We start from the raw sequence: 12,563 nt of genomic DNA on the forward strand, positions 1-12,563 counted from the left end.
CATGACCAGCATCACCTACAACTTCGAGTATGAGCGGCGGCTGAAGGCCTGCTTCATCGGCGCCGGCGGCCATTCCTACCGCAACATCTACCCCTCGCTGCGCTACGCCCCCGTCGATCTCGCCGCCGTGTGCGACGTCGATGGCGCCCGGGCCGCAGACTACGCCCGGCTGTTCGGCGCCGGCCGCAGCTACACCGACCACCGCGAGATGCTGGCGGCCGAGAAGCCCGACGTGGTGTTCATCGTCACCGCCTACCATCCGGACGGCCGGGTGCAGGCGACCGGCCTGGCCCAGGACGTGCTGGCCGCCGGCGCCCATGTCTGGATGGAGAAGCCGACGGCCGCCAGCCTGGCCGAGGTGCGCGATCTGGAGGCGGCGAGCGGGCGGCACGGCCGCTTCGTCATGACCGGGCTGAAGAAGGTGTTCTTCCCGACCATCGAGAAGCTGAAATCGATCATCGACAGCCCGGAATTCGGCCGTGTCTCGTCGATCGCCTTGCGCTATCCGCAGGCGCTGCCGCCGCCGGAGCGCCGGGGCGACCTGGTGGCGATGCAGAGCTTCCTCGACCACATCTACCACCCGGCCGCGATCCTGCTGCACCTGATGGGACCGGTCGACCGGATGAGCTACGAGTGGGAGCCGGCGAACGGCGCCGCCGTGGCGTCGCTGCGATTCAAGAGCGGCGCCATCGGCAGCCTGCATTTCGCCGCCGGCCAGTCCGGCACCAGCCCGCTGGAGCGGGTCGAGGTGATCGGCGACCGCGCCAATGCGGTGGTCGAGAACGGCGTCCGGCTGACCTATTACCGGCGGGCGGCGCTGCCCGCCTATGGCCGGGCCGCGTCCTTCATCCAGGGCGACGACGAGGCCCCGATCGTGTGGGAGCCGGAATGCTCCCTGGGCCAGCTCTACAACAACAACCTGTTCTATCTCGGCTATGTGCCGGAGATCCTGCATTTCTGCGACAGCGTCCTGGCCGGCACGCCGCCGGCCAAGGGCACGCTGCAGGACGCCGCCCGGATCATGGCCCTGTTCGAAGCCTTCCAGCGCACGCCGGCGGGCGTGACCGTCAGTCTCTGACCTCTTCTCGGAGTTCGACTTCCATGACCACCCATCCCTGCGTGGCCGATGCCGCCCGCCGCGAGACCGCCATCCTCGACTGGGGCCGGCTCGACTGGCTGGTGACCGGGGCCGCCATGCCCGGCGCCGAGCTGACCTTCGGCCTGGTGACGATCAAGCCCGGCGAGCGCAACCCGCTGCACTCCCACCCCAATTGCGAGGAGGTGCTGTACGTCGTCTCCGGCCGCTGCGAGCACCGGCTGGGCGACGAGATCCTGGCGCTGGAGCCCGGCTCGGCCATCCGCATCCCGCGCGGCGTGCCGCACTGGGCGCGCTGCGTCGGCGACGAGCCGCTGCAGGCGGTCATCGCCTTCTCCTCCGGCGACCGGCGCGCCGACCTGCACGAGGAGCAGGGCGTGGCCTGACGGCCAATGGACCTGCCGCATCACAGGGCCAGGTCCAGCACGCGGCCCTCGAAGATCCGGTCGCGCGATCCCTCCAGGTGTCGGCGCATGGCGGTCCGGGCCAGCTCGGCGTCCCGGCTGCGGATCGCCTCGAAGATCGTCCGGTGCTCCTCCAGCACGCCGGCGAGGCCCGATCGCGGCCCCATCAGCGACACGCCGTGGAACTTCATGCCGACGGCGATGTGCTCGCGCAGCGCCTGCAGGGACGACACGTAGTAGTGGTTGTTCGCCGCCTTCGCGACGGCGAGGTGGAAGGCGAAATCGGCGTCCTCACGGTGCCGGTGCGCCCGCGTCGCGTCGCGCATCAGGTCGAGGGCCGCGGCGATCGCCGCCAGCGCCGGCTCGTTCCAGCGCAGGGCGGCGTAGTGGGCGTGATCGGGCTCGATCGTCAGGCGGAACTCGTAGCAACGCTGGATGTCGGCGATCGTCTCGACCGGTGAATAGCCCAGCGCAAGCCGATCCGCCTGCACCGCCTGCGGCTTGACGAAGCTGCCGGCCCCGCGTCGCGAATAGATCAGCCCGTCCTCGCGCAGCCGGCCCAGCGCCTCGCGCACGATCGGGCGCGACACCTGGAACTGCGCCGCCAGCTCATGCTCCCCCGGCAGCTTCTGGTCGGGCTGGAACTGGCCGCCGCCGATCTGGGTCAGCAGATGCTGGTAGACCTTCTGGACCAGGGGTGTCTGGCGCCCGCGCCCCGCCGCGTCGGCCGCGGCCAGGACGGAGTTGTCTTCAAGGGCGCCCTGTTCGGCCATGACATCGTCTCGCAGGTGATGGCCCGGGTCTCGGCGGGCGCGGATCATCCTATTATCTGCGGTTTCCGGCCGCCCAGATCAACCGTTCTCCCCTGTCCGACGGACGTCGGCGCAGCGGAATGTTGTTAACCTGTGATCGCGGTCCCGCGTTCGGCCGGCCCGTTTCCTTCGATTTGTTTTTACAACATGTTGACAACAAGATGGGCCGGCGGTTCAATGCGACATCCGAATGCGACGGGCATCGCCCGGGCGAGAGACTTCACGCGAAAGGCCGGGGGAGGGCGATGACGCGGCTGCAGCTGATCGCAGACGACCTGACCGGCGCGCTCGACACGGCGGCGCCGTTCGCCGGCGCGGCCGGACCGATTCCGGTCTACTGGACGGACGCGCCGCACGTCTCGCCGGCGGCCGGCATCGCCCTCGACAGCGGCACGCGGGAGGCCGGGCGGGACGAGGCGCGGATCATCCTGGCAAGGCTGGTCGCCGGGCTGCCGAAGGCGCCGGACGCGATCTTCTACGCCAAGCTGGACAGCCTGCTGCGCGGCCATGCCGGGGCGGAGATCGCCGCCTGGCTCCAGGTCCTGATGCCGGCCTATTGCATCATCGCGCCGGCCTTTCCTGCCCAGGGCCGCATCACCCGCCACGGCGTGCAGCTGGTGCGCAAGGCGGATGGCTGGTGGCCGGTCGGGGCCGACCTGGGCGCCGAGCTGCGGCACGAAGGGCTGGCGGTGCGGCATCGCCGCCCCGGCGATCCGGTGCCGCCGGGCATCAGCCTGTGGGACGCCGAGACCGAGGCCGACCTCGCCGCCATCGCGGCGGCCGGCCGCGCCCTCGAGGCGCCGGTCCTGTGGTGCGGCAGCGGCGGACTGGCCGGCGCGCTGGCAGGGACTCTCCGCCGCCCTGCCGCTCTCCCCGTCGAACCGGCCGGCCCGGTGCTCGGGCTGTTCGGCACCGACCATCCCGCCACCGCGGCGCAGCTGGCCGCCTGCGGGCCGCTGGTCACCGTCCTGCCCCATGGCGGGAATGACGCCGCCGCCCGCCTGGCCAGGCAGCTGACCGACCGGGGCATCGCGCTGGCCACCGTGTCGCTGCCGGACGGGCTGGCGCGCGACGAGGCCGCCCGGCGCATCGGCGACGAGCTGGGGACCCTGGCCCGGCGGATCGACCCGCCCGGCACTCTGCTGGGCGCCGGCGGCGAGACCCTGCGGTCGCTGTGCGTGGCCTTGGAGGCCGAGCGGCTGGATCTCGATGGCCATCTCCTGCCCGGCGTGCCCCACTCGATCCTGCGCGGCGGGCGGTTCGACGGCGTCCGCGTCATCTCGAAATCGGGCGCGTTCGGCGACCCCGGGCTGCTGCGACGGCTGCTCGGCCTCGAACGGGCGGAGCTGCAAGGAGCGCACGCATGACACCTCATCTCGCCATCACCATGGGGGATCCGGCCGGCGTCGGCCCCGAGATCATCGTCAAGGCCTGCGCGCGGCTGCAGGACAGGCTGGCGGCCGGGGAGCTGCGCCTGCTGGTGATCGGCAGCCGGGTGTCGCTGGAGGCGGCACGGACGGCGCTGGGCAGCGAGCTGGAGTTCCCCGAGGTGCGGGAGGGCGACGCGTCCTGGCCGGCGCTGGCCTGCCTGCAGGCCGGGCCGGAGGGCGAGCCGATCCGCCCGGGCGTGCTGTCGGCGGATGGCGGGCGCTTCGCCTATCTGGCGGTGGAACGGGCGGTGCGGCTGGCCCAGGCCGGGCGCATCCAGGGCATGGTCACCGGACCGCTGAACAAGGAGGCGCTGAACAAGGCCGGCTACCATTTCGCCGGCCATACCGAGATGCTGGCCGAGCTGACCGGGGTCCGCGGCTCGGTGATGATGCTGGCGCACGGCAACATGCGCGTCAGCCACGTCACCACCCATATCGCGCTGCAGGACGTGCCGGCCCGGCTGACGCCGGAGCGGCTGCGCACCGTCATCGACCTGACCGACCGGGCGCTGGCCGGGCTGAGGCTGCCGCGCCGCCGCATCGCGGTCGCCGCCCTGAATCCGCATGCCGGGGAGGGCGGGCTGTTCGGCCGGCAGGACATCGACATCAGCGAGCCGGTGATCGCCCGCTGCGTGGCCGACGGGCTGGACGTGGTCGGCCCGGTGCCGGGCGACACCGTCTTCGTCAAGCTGCGCGCCGGCCAGTACGACGCGGTGGTCGCGATGTATCACGACCAGGGCCACATCCCGGTGAAGCTGCTGGGCTTCAACGTCAATCCGGAGACCGGGACCTGGGACGCGCTCAGCGGCGTCAACATCACGCTGGGCCTGCCGATCATCCGCACCTCGGTCGACCACGGCACCGCCTTCGACATCGCCGGCAAGGGCATCGCCAACGAGCTGAGCCTGATCGAGGCGATCGAATATGCCGAGGCGCTGGCCGCCGCCGGCGCCGCAGCCTGACGGACCCCGCCATGACCACCGACGACATGACCGCCGGCGACCCGACCCGCCCGATCGACCTGACCCGTCCGCGCCGCGTCGAGTTTGGCTCGGGCACCGCCCCGGCCGCGGGCCGCTGGATCCGGGAGAACGGCTTCGCCCGCGTGCTGGTGGTGGCCGACGCCTTCAACGCCGCCCGGGTCGACCTGCTGGGCCTCGCCGGCGCGGCCGTGACGGTGTTCGCCGAGATCAAGCCGGAGCCCGACCTGCCGAATCTGGAGGCGCTGCTGGCCGTGGCCGAACGGGCCGAGGCCCAGGTGGTGGTCGGTTTCGGCGGCGGCAGCGCCATGGACATGGCCAAGCTGGCCGCGGTGCTGCCCGGCAGCGGCCAGTCCCTCGCCGATGTCGCCGGCGTCGAGAAGGTGGCGGGCAAGCGCGCGGCCCTGGTCCAGGTGCCGACCACCGCCGGCACCGGCAGCGAGGCCGGGACCCGCGCCCTCGTCACCGACCCGGTCACGCGCAGCAAGCTGGCGGTGCAGAGCCGGCACATGCTGGCCGACCTCGCCGTCATCGACCCGGACCTGACGCTCAGCGTCCCGCCCGCGGTCACCGCCGCCACCGGCGTCGACGCCCTGGCCCATTGCGTCGAGGCCTATACCAACCGCAAGGCGCATCCGGCGATCGACCTCTACGCCCTGGAAGGCGCCCGGCTGGTCGGCCGCTGGCTGCCGCGGGCGATCGCGGATGGCGGCGACCGGGCGGCGCGCGCCGGCCTGGCCCTGGCCTCGTTCTACGGCGGCCTCTGCCTGGGCCCGGTCAACACCGCCGGCGGCCATGCCGTCGCCTATCCGCTGGGCACCCGGCACCATGTCGCGCATGGCGCGGCCAACGCCCTGGTCTTCCCGCATGTGCTGGCCTTCAACGCCCCGGCGGTGCCGCAGCGCACCGCCGCCGTGCTGGCCGCGCTGGGGCTCCGGGCCGCGACCGACCCCGGCGCCGTGTTCGACGCCGCCTATCGCTGGTGCGCCGGCCTCGGCTGCGAGATGCGGCTGTCGGCCTATGGCGTGCCGCAGGACGACCTGCCGCGTATGGCGGAGGAGGCGCATGCCATCCGCCGGCTGCTCGACAACAACCCGCGCGACCTGTCGCGCGACGACATCCTGGCGATCTACCGCGCGGCCTATTGAGCCGAGTACGCCAGACACGGAGGAAACATGATCACCGGTCCTTTCGTCGCCATCGTCACCCCGTTCGATGGGGACGAGGCCATCGACCATGCGGCGCTGCGCCGCCAGGTCGGACGCCAGGCCGCCGCCGGCAACGGCGTGTTCTGCGCCGGCACCAATGGCGAGTTCTACGCCTTGTCGGTCGAGGAGAAGGTGCGGCTGGCCGAGACCTGCGTCGAGGCCGCGGCCGGCCGGGTGCCGGTGCTGGCCCATATCGGCGAGATTGCCACCGGCCAGACCATCGCCCTCGGCCGGCAGGTCGAGCGGCTGGGCGTCAAGGCCGTCTCGGCGATCACGCCGTCCTTCATCGCCTGCTCGCAGGCGGAGCTGACCGACCACTACCGGCGCGTGGCCGATGCGCTGTCGGTGCCGCTGTACCTCTACAACATCCCGGCGCGCACCGGGAACACGCTGGAGCCGGACACCGTCCGGACGCTGGCCGACCATCCCAACATCATCGGCATCAAGGACAGCGCCGGGTCGCAGGAGAGCCTCGACGCGTTCCTGGCGATCGCCCGCGACCGTCCGGATTTCGACGTGCTGGTCGGGCCGGATTCCCTGGTGCTGCACGGGCTGCGCCATGGTGCGGCGGGCTGCATCTCTGGCCTCGGCAATGTCTGCCCGGTGACCCTCAACGGCATCCATGCCGCCTTCGTCCGCGGCGACCTGGCGGCGGCCGAGGCCCGCCAGGCCCGATTCAGCGCCCTGCGGCGGGAGTTGTACGCGCTAGGCTTCCCGCCGGCGATGGTCAAGCGCGCGCTGTGCCATGCGATGCCGGAGGTCGGCCGCAGCCGCGGCCCGGTGCTGATCCCCGAGACGGCCGACCGCCGGATCGCCGAGATTTCTGCGGCCTATGTCGAGGCCGCGGGCCAGCCGGCGGAATGACGGTGCGCAACGTCCTGGCGCTGCCGAGGGGCGAGGAGGTGCATCCGCGCCACGTCGTCCGCATCTGAGCGGTCGCCCCCGATCAGCCCAGGTAGCGCTTGAACCACGCGATCGTCCGGTCCCAGGCCAGCTTGGCGGCGGCCTCGTCGTAGCGGGGCGTGGAGTCGTTGTGGAAGCCGTGATTGGTGCCGGGATAGATGTAGGCCTCGTAGGTCTTGCCCTGGGCCTTCAGGGCGGCCTCGTAGGCGGGCCAGCCGGCATTGATGCTGGCGTCGGTCTCGGCGTAGTGCAGCAGCAGCGGCGCCCTGATCCGCGCCACATCCTCCGGCTTCGCCTGCCGGCCGTAGAACGGCACGGCGGCGCCGAGCTCGGGATAGGCCACGGCCGCGGCGTTGGCGACGCCGCCGCCGTAGCAGAAGCCGGTGATGCCGACCTTGCCGGTGGTCAGCTCGCTCTTCATCAGGAATTCGACCGCAGCGAAGAAGTCGTTCATCAGCTTGGCGGGATCGACCTTCTGCTGCAGCTCGCGGCCCTTGTCGTCGTTGCCGGGATAGCCGCCGACCGAGGTGAGGCCGTCGGGGGCGAGCGCGACGAAGCCGGCCTTGGCCACGCGCCGCGCCACATCCTCGATATAGGGGTTGAGGCCGCGGTTCTCATGCACCACGACCACGCCCGCCACCCGGCCGGCGGCCTTGGCGGGACGGACCTGATAGGCACGGACCTCGCCGTTGCCGTCGGGCGACCGGTAGGTGATGTACTCGGCGACGATGTCCGGGTCGGTGAACGCGACCTGTTGCGCCATCGCGTAGTTCGGGCTCAGCGACGCCAGGATGGCCGCCGCGCTCAGCCCGGCGACGGCGAATGTGCCGGCGCGGTCGAGGAACTCGCGCTTGGTGATCTTCCCATGGACGTAGAAGTCGTAGAGCTCGAGCAGCTCCGGCTGGAAGTCCTTGGCCGTGAGACGGGTCATGAAGCGCTTCCCTTTCCAGGCCGCCTCGAGTCCTGAAGCGGCGACACGAACCTCACGTTCGTCGCGGCCGGAACCGTCGGCGGAATCGTCGCGGCTGCGGCGGGACGACCGTCTCGCCATCCGGCCCCCGCATTCTCTCATCTCGCCACATTTCGGGCTGACGGCGGCCTATGGCTCGCGGGCGCGGGCGGCCAGGGCCCGTGCGCCCGCCAGCGACAGGCCGTCCAGGGCGCGGCCGGTCAGCCCGGGGTGCTCCGAAGCGGCCAGCCGGGTCAGGACGTCGCCCGGAGGCATCTCCAGGAAGACGGTGGCGCCGTGCTCGGCCATCAGCGCGACGCTGTCGGACCAGCGCACCGGATGGGCCAGGTTGGTCGCCAGTTCCTCCCGCACCGCGTCGGCATCGCGCAGCATCCGGGCCCGGCGGTTGCCGATCATGGCGATGCGCGGCGCCGCGATCGGCACCGCCTCGGCCTCCGCCGTCAGCGTCGCCGCCGCCCGGTCCATGAGCGGCGCATGCGACGGCACGGCGACGGCCAGGCGCTCCGCCCGCCGGGCGCCGGCCTGCCGTGCGGCCTCGATCGCCCGGTCCAGCGCCGCATCGGCGCCGCTCAGCACGAACTCCGCCGGGCCGTTGAGATTGGCGAGGTACAACGGTGCGGCCGCGCCGTGGATCGCGCCGACGATCGCCTCGACCCGGCGCTGCGGCAGCCCGGTCACCGCGACCATGCCGTATCCGGCCGGGCAGGCCTGCTCCATCAGCCGCGCCCGGCGGTCGACCACGCGCAGCGCGTCGGCGAAACCGATGGCCCCGGCCGCCACCGCGGCGGCGAAGGACCCGACCGACAGGCCCGCGACCATGGCGGGGACGACGCCTTCCGCCGCCAGGGCCCGCGCGACGGCGACGCCGGCGACGGTCAGGCCGATCTGCACCGCCACCGTCGATTGCAGGGCGGTCTCGCGATCCAGCTCCCGGACCTCCTGCCCGAGTGCGGCCCTGGCCTCGGCCAGCGTCGCCGCGACGGCCGGATGGTCCGGCAGGCGGTGCAGGAAGCCGGGGCTCTGCGCGCCCTGGCCGGGGAACAGGAAGGCGAGGCTCATGCGGGCTCGGCCCAGGGATCGCGGACCAGCCGCGGCCCGGTGAAGGTCTTGACCGCGACGGCGCCGCCTGCGGCGACCTCGGCCAGGCTGCAGGCGCCGAGCGGCGTCTCCACTGCGACGTCGACCCGGGCGGGCAGGGCCGCCAGCAGTGAGCGGGCCTCGGCGGGGCCGATCCGGCCCGGGGCGCGCAGGACGATGTCGAGATCGCTGTCCGGGGTCGCCGTCGGATGTCCGGTGGCGAGCTCGAAGCCGACGCTGCCGGCCAGGCCCCAGTCCGACCCGGCGAGCAGTGCGGCGACGGAGTCGAGCGCGGCCAGCGCCGGAATTTCGGCTTGGCGCGGATGCGCGTGCCAGGCCCGGGCGGCGGCCAACTCCTCCGGCGTGACGCACGCGACGACCGCGGCAGGCGGCAGCCAGGCGGCGCAGCGTTCGGCACGGCCGGATCCGCGGATGCCGACCGGCAGCAGGCCGTTGCACGCCATCGCCCGCCGCACCACTGCCCCGGGTACCGCCGCCAGCGACGCCACCGTCCAGCCGGGCAGGTCCCGGGTCACCTCGAGGACGGCCGCAGAATCGACCCGCAGCAGGTCGTGGGGGCGGAATGGTCCGGCAAGCGGGGTAGCGCCTACCTTTTCCAAGTCCCCCCTCCCCTTGCGGGAGGGTAGGGGGGACTCGATTGTGGTTCCGCCCCGTTCTCTCATCTCACTCGGCGTCCCACTGCTCGGCCAGCCGCCGGCGCACCTCGATCGAGGCGGCGCGGCCGTGTTGCGCCGCCGGTGAGGCCAAGCGGGAGGAGAGGTCGCGGCGGCCCGAAGCGCGGATATCAGCCACTGCCGCCACAAGCTCGGCCCGCACCCGCTCGACATCCGCAGCGCCCGGCGTGTCGGCCGCAACGCCCTCGATCAGCCGGTGCAGCAGGCCCAGCCCGGCATAGGCGCGGATGCCATAGGCCATCGGCGGGACCTGCTCGCCCAGCCGGTCGAGCTCCGCGACCGTGCGGCAGGTGACGCGCGCCGCGGCCTCCCGGCCCATCGCATGCACCAGCACGCCGTCATCGGCCAGCGCCAGGATCCGGTTGGCCTGGTAGCCATGCGCCAGGAAGGCGCCGGACATCGCCTTGCCGACCAGGAGCGCCACCACCGGATGCCCGGCCAGCCGGGCCGCGGCATAGGCGTCGGCGGCCGCGGCGCAGGCCAGGTGGATGCCCAGCATCTCCTCCTGCCGTCCATAGGCCTGGCTGGTGACGTCGACCAGAGCGATGACCGGGCGCCGAGGGCCCTCTCGATCGGCGTCGATGACCTCACGGACCGTCGCGGCCAGGCCCCAGCCTTCGTCCAGCCCGACCTCGCCGTGCCGGGCCCGCGGGAAGCGGTTGGCCGGATCGGGCACCACCGCGATGAAGCGCGCGGTCTCGCCGCCCAGCGGCGCATCGGCGGCCAGCACGGTTGAGGTGCCGTCGACGGCCGTCCCCGGCCCGGCCAGGGCCGAAAGCCAGGTCCGGCCCAGGCTGTCGGATGGGATGCTGGTCATGACACGCTCTCCTCGCCCCACAGGTCCCGCAGTTGTTGCGGCGTCGGCGGCGCGGCCGGGTCGATCGCCGCCAGTCGCGCCCGGTACAGATCGACCGCCATGCTGCGATGCTGCCGCGGCGGCCCGGCGGCGAAGGCGGCGCGCACCGCGTCGGCGATCGCCCCGGCATCATCCGCGACCAGCGCGTCGACGAAGCCGGCGGCCCGGCGCTGTTCGCCGCCGATCAGGCTCCAGATCAGAGTGCGGTCGGAGGAATCCAGCTCCTCGATCCCGGCCTCCTGCTCGATCACCTCCGGCCCGTTCATGCCCAGCCGGGCCTGGCGGGTGACGATCAGCGTGCTGCACAGCGCCGCCGCCAGCGACATGCCGCCGAAGCAGCCGACCATGCCGGACACCACCCCGACCACCGGCACGTGCGGCCGCAGCGCCAGGATGGCGGCCTGGATCTCGGCGATGGCGGCGAGGCCCAGATTGGCCTCCTGCAGCCGCACGCCGCCGGTCTCGAACAGGATCACCGGCCGGGTCGGGATGCCGCGCTCATGGTCGGCCAGGGTCCGTTCCAGCGCCCCGGCGATCTTGGCGCCGGCGACCTCGCCCATGCTGCCGCCCTGATAGGCGCTCTCGATCGCGGCCACCACCGCCGGCCGGCCGTCGATGCGGCCGCGGGCCAGCACCACCCCGTCGTCGGACTGGGTCGGGATGCCCTGCAGCGGCAGCCAGGGCGACACCAGCCGGTCGAAGGGCCCGAGGATCTCGCGGAAGCTGCCTTCGTCCAGCAGCGCGCGGGCGCGCTCGCGGGCGGTCCGCTCGATGAAGCTGTTGCGGTTCGCGATGGCGTTCATGACCGTGTCGCCTCCACCGCCTGCTCCAGGCGCAGCGCCACCATGCCGGGCGTGGCCCCGAAATCGTTGATCTCGACCGATGCCGCGACGCCGTGGCGGGCGATGAAGCGGTCCAGCACCGCCTGCCACACCGCGCCGTAGCCGTCGACGCTGGTGGTGACGCGGATATGGGCCTGGCCGTCCGGCGAGGGCTCGATCAGCACCTCGAGGTTGCCGGAGCCGACGACGCCGACATGGGCGCGCCGCGGCACGGGCGTCGTCGCGGGGTAGTCGAAGCTCAGGCGTTCCATGGGGCGAAGCTCCGGTTGATGCGGTCGAGGAACAGGGCGGCGGCCAGCAGGTCCGCCGAGCCGCCGGGCGACACCCAGCGGGACAGCAGGTCGGCGTCGAGCGCCCGCAGCGCCGCGCGGCCGGCCGGGGTGGCAGTGCCGCCGGCCGCCAGCACGGCGCGGGCGCCGGACTGCGCCGCCGCCAGCGCCGGCCGGCCTCCGCGATGCAGCAGGCAGGTGTCGTCCAGCGACGCCATGACCGCTAGCAGCGCGTCCAGCCGCGCTTCGGTCTCGGCGGCCCCGGCGGCACGGCTGGCCCGCAGGGTGGGGAGGGCGATGTCGACGACATGCGGGAAGCCGGCCCGGGCCTCGCCGCGGGCGCCGGCGGCGCCATGCGCCTGCCGCACCCGCTCGCCGTTGCTGGACGCCCGCGGCGCGAAACGGTCGGGCCAGAATGCGATCGCGGCGGCCGCGGCGGCGATGCGGCGGGTATCGACCGGGCCGGCGATTGCCGCCCCGGCCAGCAGCAGCCCCAGCGCCCAGATCGCGCCGCGATGCGCGTTGCTGCCGCCGGTCGCGGCCATCATGTGGACCTCGCCGGCCCGGCCGATCGCGGCCAGCTCCTCGCGCAGCGCCTGATCCGGGACGCGGTCTCGGGCGGCCTCGGCCATGGCGCGGAAGGCCGGGCGCAGGGCCCGGGCGCTGCGGCGCAGCGTCTCCAGGTCCAGGTCGCGATGCGCGCCGGGGCCGCGCCGGTCGACCAGCCCCGGCTTCGGGGTCAGCTCCGCCTCCTCGATCAGCGCCCAGACGGCGAGGTCGGCGAGGGTGTCGGGGGTGAGAACGGTCGAAGGATTCCCCTCTTTAGTCCCCCCTCTCCTCGCGGGAGGGGGTAGGGGGAGGGGGTTGCCGAGGACAGGCTCCGCGCGCTGGTGGTCAGATCTTCGATCTCGCCGGCCAGTGACAATCCGGGCCGGCTTGGGCCGAGGGAACCCCCCCCCTAGCCCTCTCCCGCAAGGGGAGGGGGGACTCAGGAAACTTAAGGCATCGATCTTGCCCATGG

14 protein-coding genes are annotated in these 12,563 nt (G+C 73.1%); 6 read left to right on the top strand and 8 right to left on the bottom strand.

Translation table 11 applies throughout. From position 1 onward, the window contains the following. Position 1: 1 nt before the first annotated feature. Together LG391_RS30660 and LG391_RS30665 are read left to right on the top strand one after the other, a co-directional pair. Entirely contained in the window at positions 2–1,078 is a 1,077-nt protein-coding gene (locus LG391_RS30660; protein WP_225772252.1) for a Gfo/Idh/MocA family protein, read from the top strand. 23 nt (positions 1,079–1,101) lie between these two features. Next, entirely contained in the window at positions 1,102–1,482 is a 381-nt protein-coding gene (locus LG391_RS30665) for a cupin domain-containing protein (protein ID WP_225772254.1), read from the top strand. 20 nt (positions 1,483–1,502) lie between these two features. On the opposite strand, the gene LG391_RS30670 is transcribed toward LG391_RS30665, so the two are convergent. After that, positions 1,503–2,273: a FadR/GntR family transcriptional regulator gene (locus LG391_RS30670; protein WP_225772256.1), complete on the bottom strand. Its 771-nt coding sequence runs from the start codon at positions 2,271–2,273 to the stop codon at positions 1,503–1,505. 284 nt (positions 2,274–2,557) lie between these two features. On the opposite strand from LG391_RS30670, the gene LG391_RS30675 reads away from it, so the two are divergent. From LG391_RS30675 to LG391_RS30690, 4 genes are read left to right on the top strand one after another with little or no spacing between them, the layout of a single operon-like run. After that, positions 2,558–3,679, top strand: coding sequence for a four-carbon acid sugar kinase family protein (locus LG391_RS30675; RefSeq protein WP_225772258.1), 1,122 nt, complete (start codon positions 2,558–2,560; stop codon positions 3,677–3,679). Then, positions 3,676–4,704 (top strand): 4-hydroxythreonine-4-phosphate dehydrogenase PdxA, encoded by a 1,029-nt coding sequence (gene pdxA, locus LG391_RS30680; RefSeq protein WP_225772260.1) that lies wholly within the window; start codon positions 3,676–3,678, stop codon positions 4,702–4,704. Before LG391_RS30675 ends, pdxA begins: the two co-directional genes overlap by 4 nt. A gap of 11 nt (positions 4,705–4,715) precedes the next feature. After that, complete coding sequence (locus LG391_RS30685) at positions 4,716–5,870, top strand: iron-containing alcohol dehydrogenase (RefSeq protein ID WP_225772262.1); 1,155 nt, start codon at positions 4,716–4,718, stop codon at positions 5,868–5,870. A gap of 27 nt (positions 5,871–5,897) precedes the next feature. Further along, positions 5,898–6,794 carry a dihydrodipicolinate synthase family protein gene (locus LG391_RS30690; RefSeq protein ID WP_225772264.1) on the top strand — a complete coding sequence of 299 codons (897 nt, stop codon included), beginning with the start codon at positions 5,898–5,900 and terminating at the stop codon, positions 6,792–6,794. An 82-nt stretch (positions 6,795–6,876) separates the two neighbouring features. On the opposite strand, the gene yghX is transcribed toward LG391_RS30690, so the two are convergent. The 7 genes from yghX to LG391_RS30725 form a co-directional block, all read right to left on the bottom strand. After that, complete coding sequence (yghX, locus tag LG391_RS30695) at positions 6,877–7,764, bottom strand: YghX family hydrolase (RefSeq protein WP_225772266.1); 888 nt, start codon at positions 7,762–7,764, stop codon at positions 6,877–6,879. Between the two features lie 168 nt (positions 7,765–7,932). Further along, entirely contained in the window at positions 7,933–8,862 is a 930-nt protein-coding gene (mdcH, locus tag LG391_RS30700) for a malonate decarboxylase subunit epsilon (RefSeq protein WP_225772268.1), read from the bottom strand. Then, the gene (locus LG391_RS30705; RefSeq protein WP_225772271.1) at positions 8,859–9,500 is read right to left on the bottom strand and encodes a malonate decarboxylase holo-ACP synthase; all 642 of its coding nucleotides are present in this window, start codon (positions 9,498–9,500) and stop codon (positions 8,859–8,861) included. Before LG391_RS30705 ends, mdcH begins: the two co-directional genes overlap by 4 nt. 64 nt (positions 9,501–9,564) lie before the next feature. Further along, positions 9,565–10,392 (bottom strand): biotin-independent malonate decarboxylase subunit gamma, encoded by an 828-nt coding sequence (mdcE, locus tag LG391_RS30710; protein WP_225772273.1) that lies wholly within the window; start codon positions 10,390–10,392, stop codon positions 9,565–9,567. Beyond that, entirely contained in the window at positions 10,389–11,234 is an 846-nt protein-coding gene (locus tag LG391_RS30715; RefSeq protein ID WP_225772275.1) for a biotin-independent malonate decarboxylase subunit beta, read from the bottom strand. Before LG391_RS30715 ends, mdcE begins: the two co-directional genes overlap by 4 nt. Further along, positions 11,231–11,524, bottom strand: coding sequence for a malonate decarboxylase subunit delta (locus tag LG391_RS30720; protein WP_225772277.1), 294 nt, complete (start codon positions 11,522–11,524; stop codon positions 11,231–11,233). Before LG391_RS30720 ends, LG391_RS30715 begins: the two co-directional genes overlap by 4 nt. Beyond that, positions 11,512–12,561 carry a triphosphoribosyl-dephospho-CoA synthase gene (locus LG391_RS30725; RefSeq protein WP_225772279.1) on the bottom strand — a complete coding sequence of 350 codons (1,050 nt, stop codon included), beginning with the start codon at positions 12,559–12,561 and terminating at the stop codon, positions 11,512–11,514. Before LG391_RS30725 ends, LG391_RS30720 begins: the two co-directional genes overlap by 13 nt. Positions 12,562–12,563 lie beyond the last annotated feature (2 nt).

It is taken from the genome of Inquilinus sp. Marseille-Q2685, from assembly GCF_916619195.1.
GTDB lineage: Bacteria > Pseudomonadota > Alphaproteobacteria > DSM-16000 > Inquilinaceae > Inquilinus.

Coding starts and splice junctions, on each gene's coding strand:
- LG391_RS30660 (WP_225772252.1), top strand. CDS start 2: ATGACCAGCATCACCTACAACTTCGAGTATGAGCGGCGGCTGAAGGCC.
- LG391_RS30665 (WP_225772254.1), top strand. CDS start 1,102: ATGACCACCCATCCCTGCGTGGCCGATGCCGCCCGCCGCGAGACCGCC.
- LG391_RS30670 (WP_225772256.1), bottom strand. CDS start 2,273: ATGGCCGAACAGGGCGCCCTTGAAGACAACTCCGTCCTGGCCGCGGCC.
- LG391_RS30675 (WP_225772258.1), top strand. CDS start 2,558: ATGACGCGGCTGCAGCTGATCGCAGACGACCTGACCGGCGCGCTCGAC.
- pdxA (WP_225772260.1), top strand. CDS start 3,676: ATGACACCTCATCTCGCCATCACCATGGGGGATCCGGCCGGCGTCGGC.
- LG391_RS30685 (WP_225772262.1), top strand. CDS start 4,716: ATGACCACCGACGACATGACCGCCGGCGACCCGACCCGCCCGATCGAC.
- LG391_RS30690 (WP_225772264.1), top strand. CDS start 5,898: ATGATCACCGGTCCTTTCGTCGCCATCGTCACCCCGTTCGATGGGGAC.
- yghX (WP_225772266.1), bottom strand. CDS start 7,764: ATGACCCGTCTCACGGCCAAGGACTTCCAGCCGGAGCTGCTCGAGCTC.
- mdcH (WP_225772268.1), bottom strand. CDS start 8,862: ATGAGCCTCGCCTTCCTGTTCCCCGGCCAGGGCGCGCAGAGCCCCGGC.
- mdcE (WP_225772273.1), bottom strand. CDS start 10,392: ATGACCAGCATCCCATCCGACAGCCTGGGCCGGACCTGGCTTTCGGCC.
- LG391_RS30715 (WP_225772275.1), bottom strand. CDS start 11,234: ATGAACGCCATCGCGAACCGCAACAGCTTCATCGAGCGGACCGCCCGC.
- LG391_RS30720 (WP_225772277.1), bottom strand. CDS start 11,524: ATGGAACGCCTGAGCTTCGACTACCCCGCGACGACGCCCGTGCCGCGG.
- LG391_RS30725 (WP_225772279.1), bottom strand. CDS start 12,561: ATGGGCAAGATCGATGCCTTAAGTTTCCTGAGTCCCCCCTCCCCTTGC.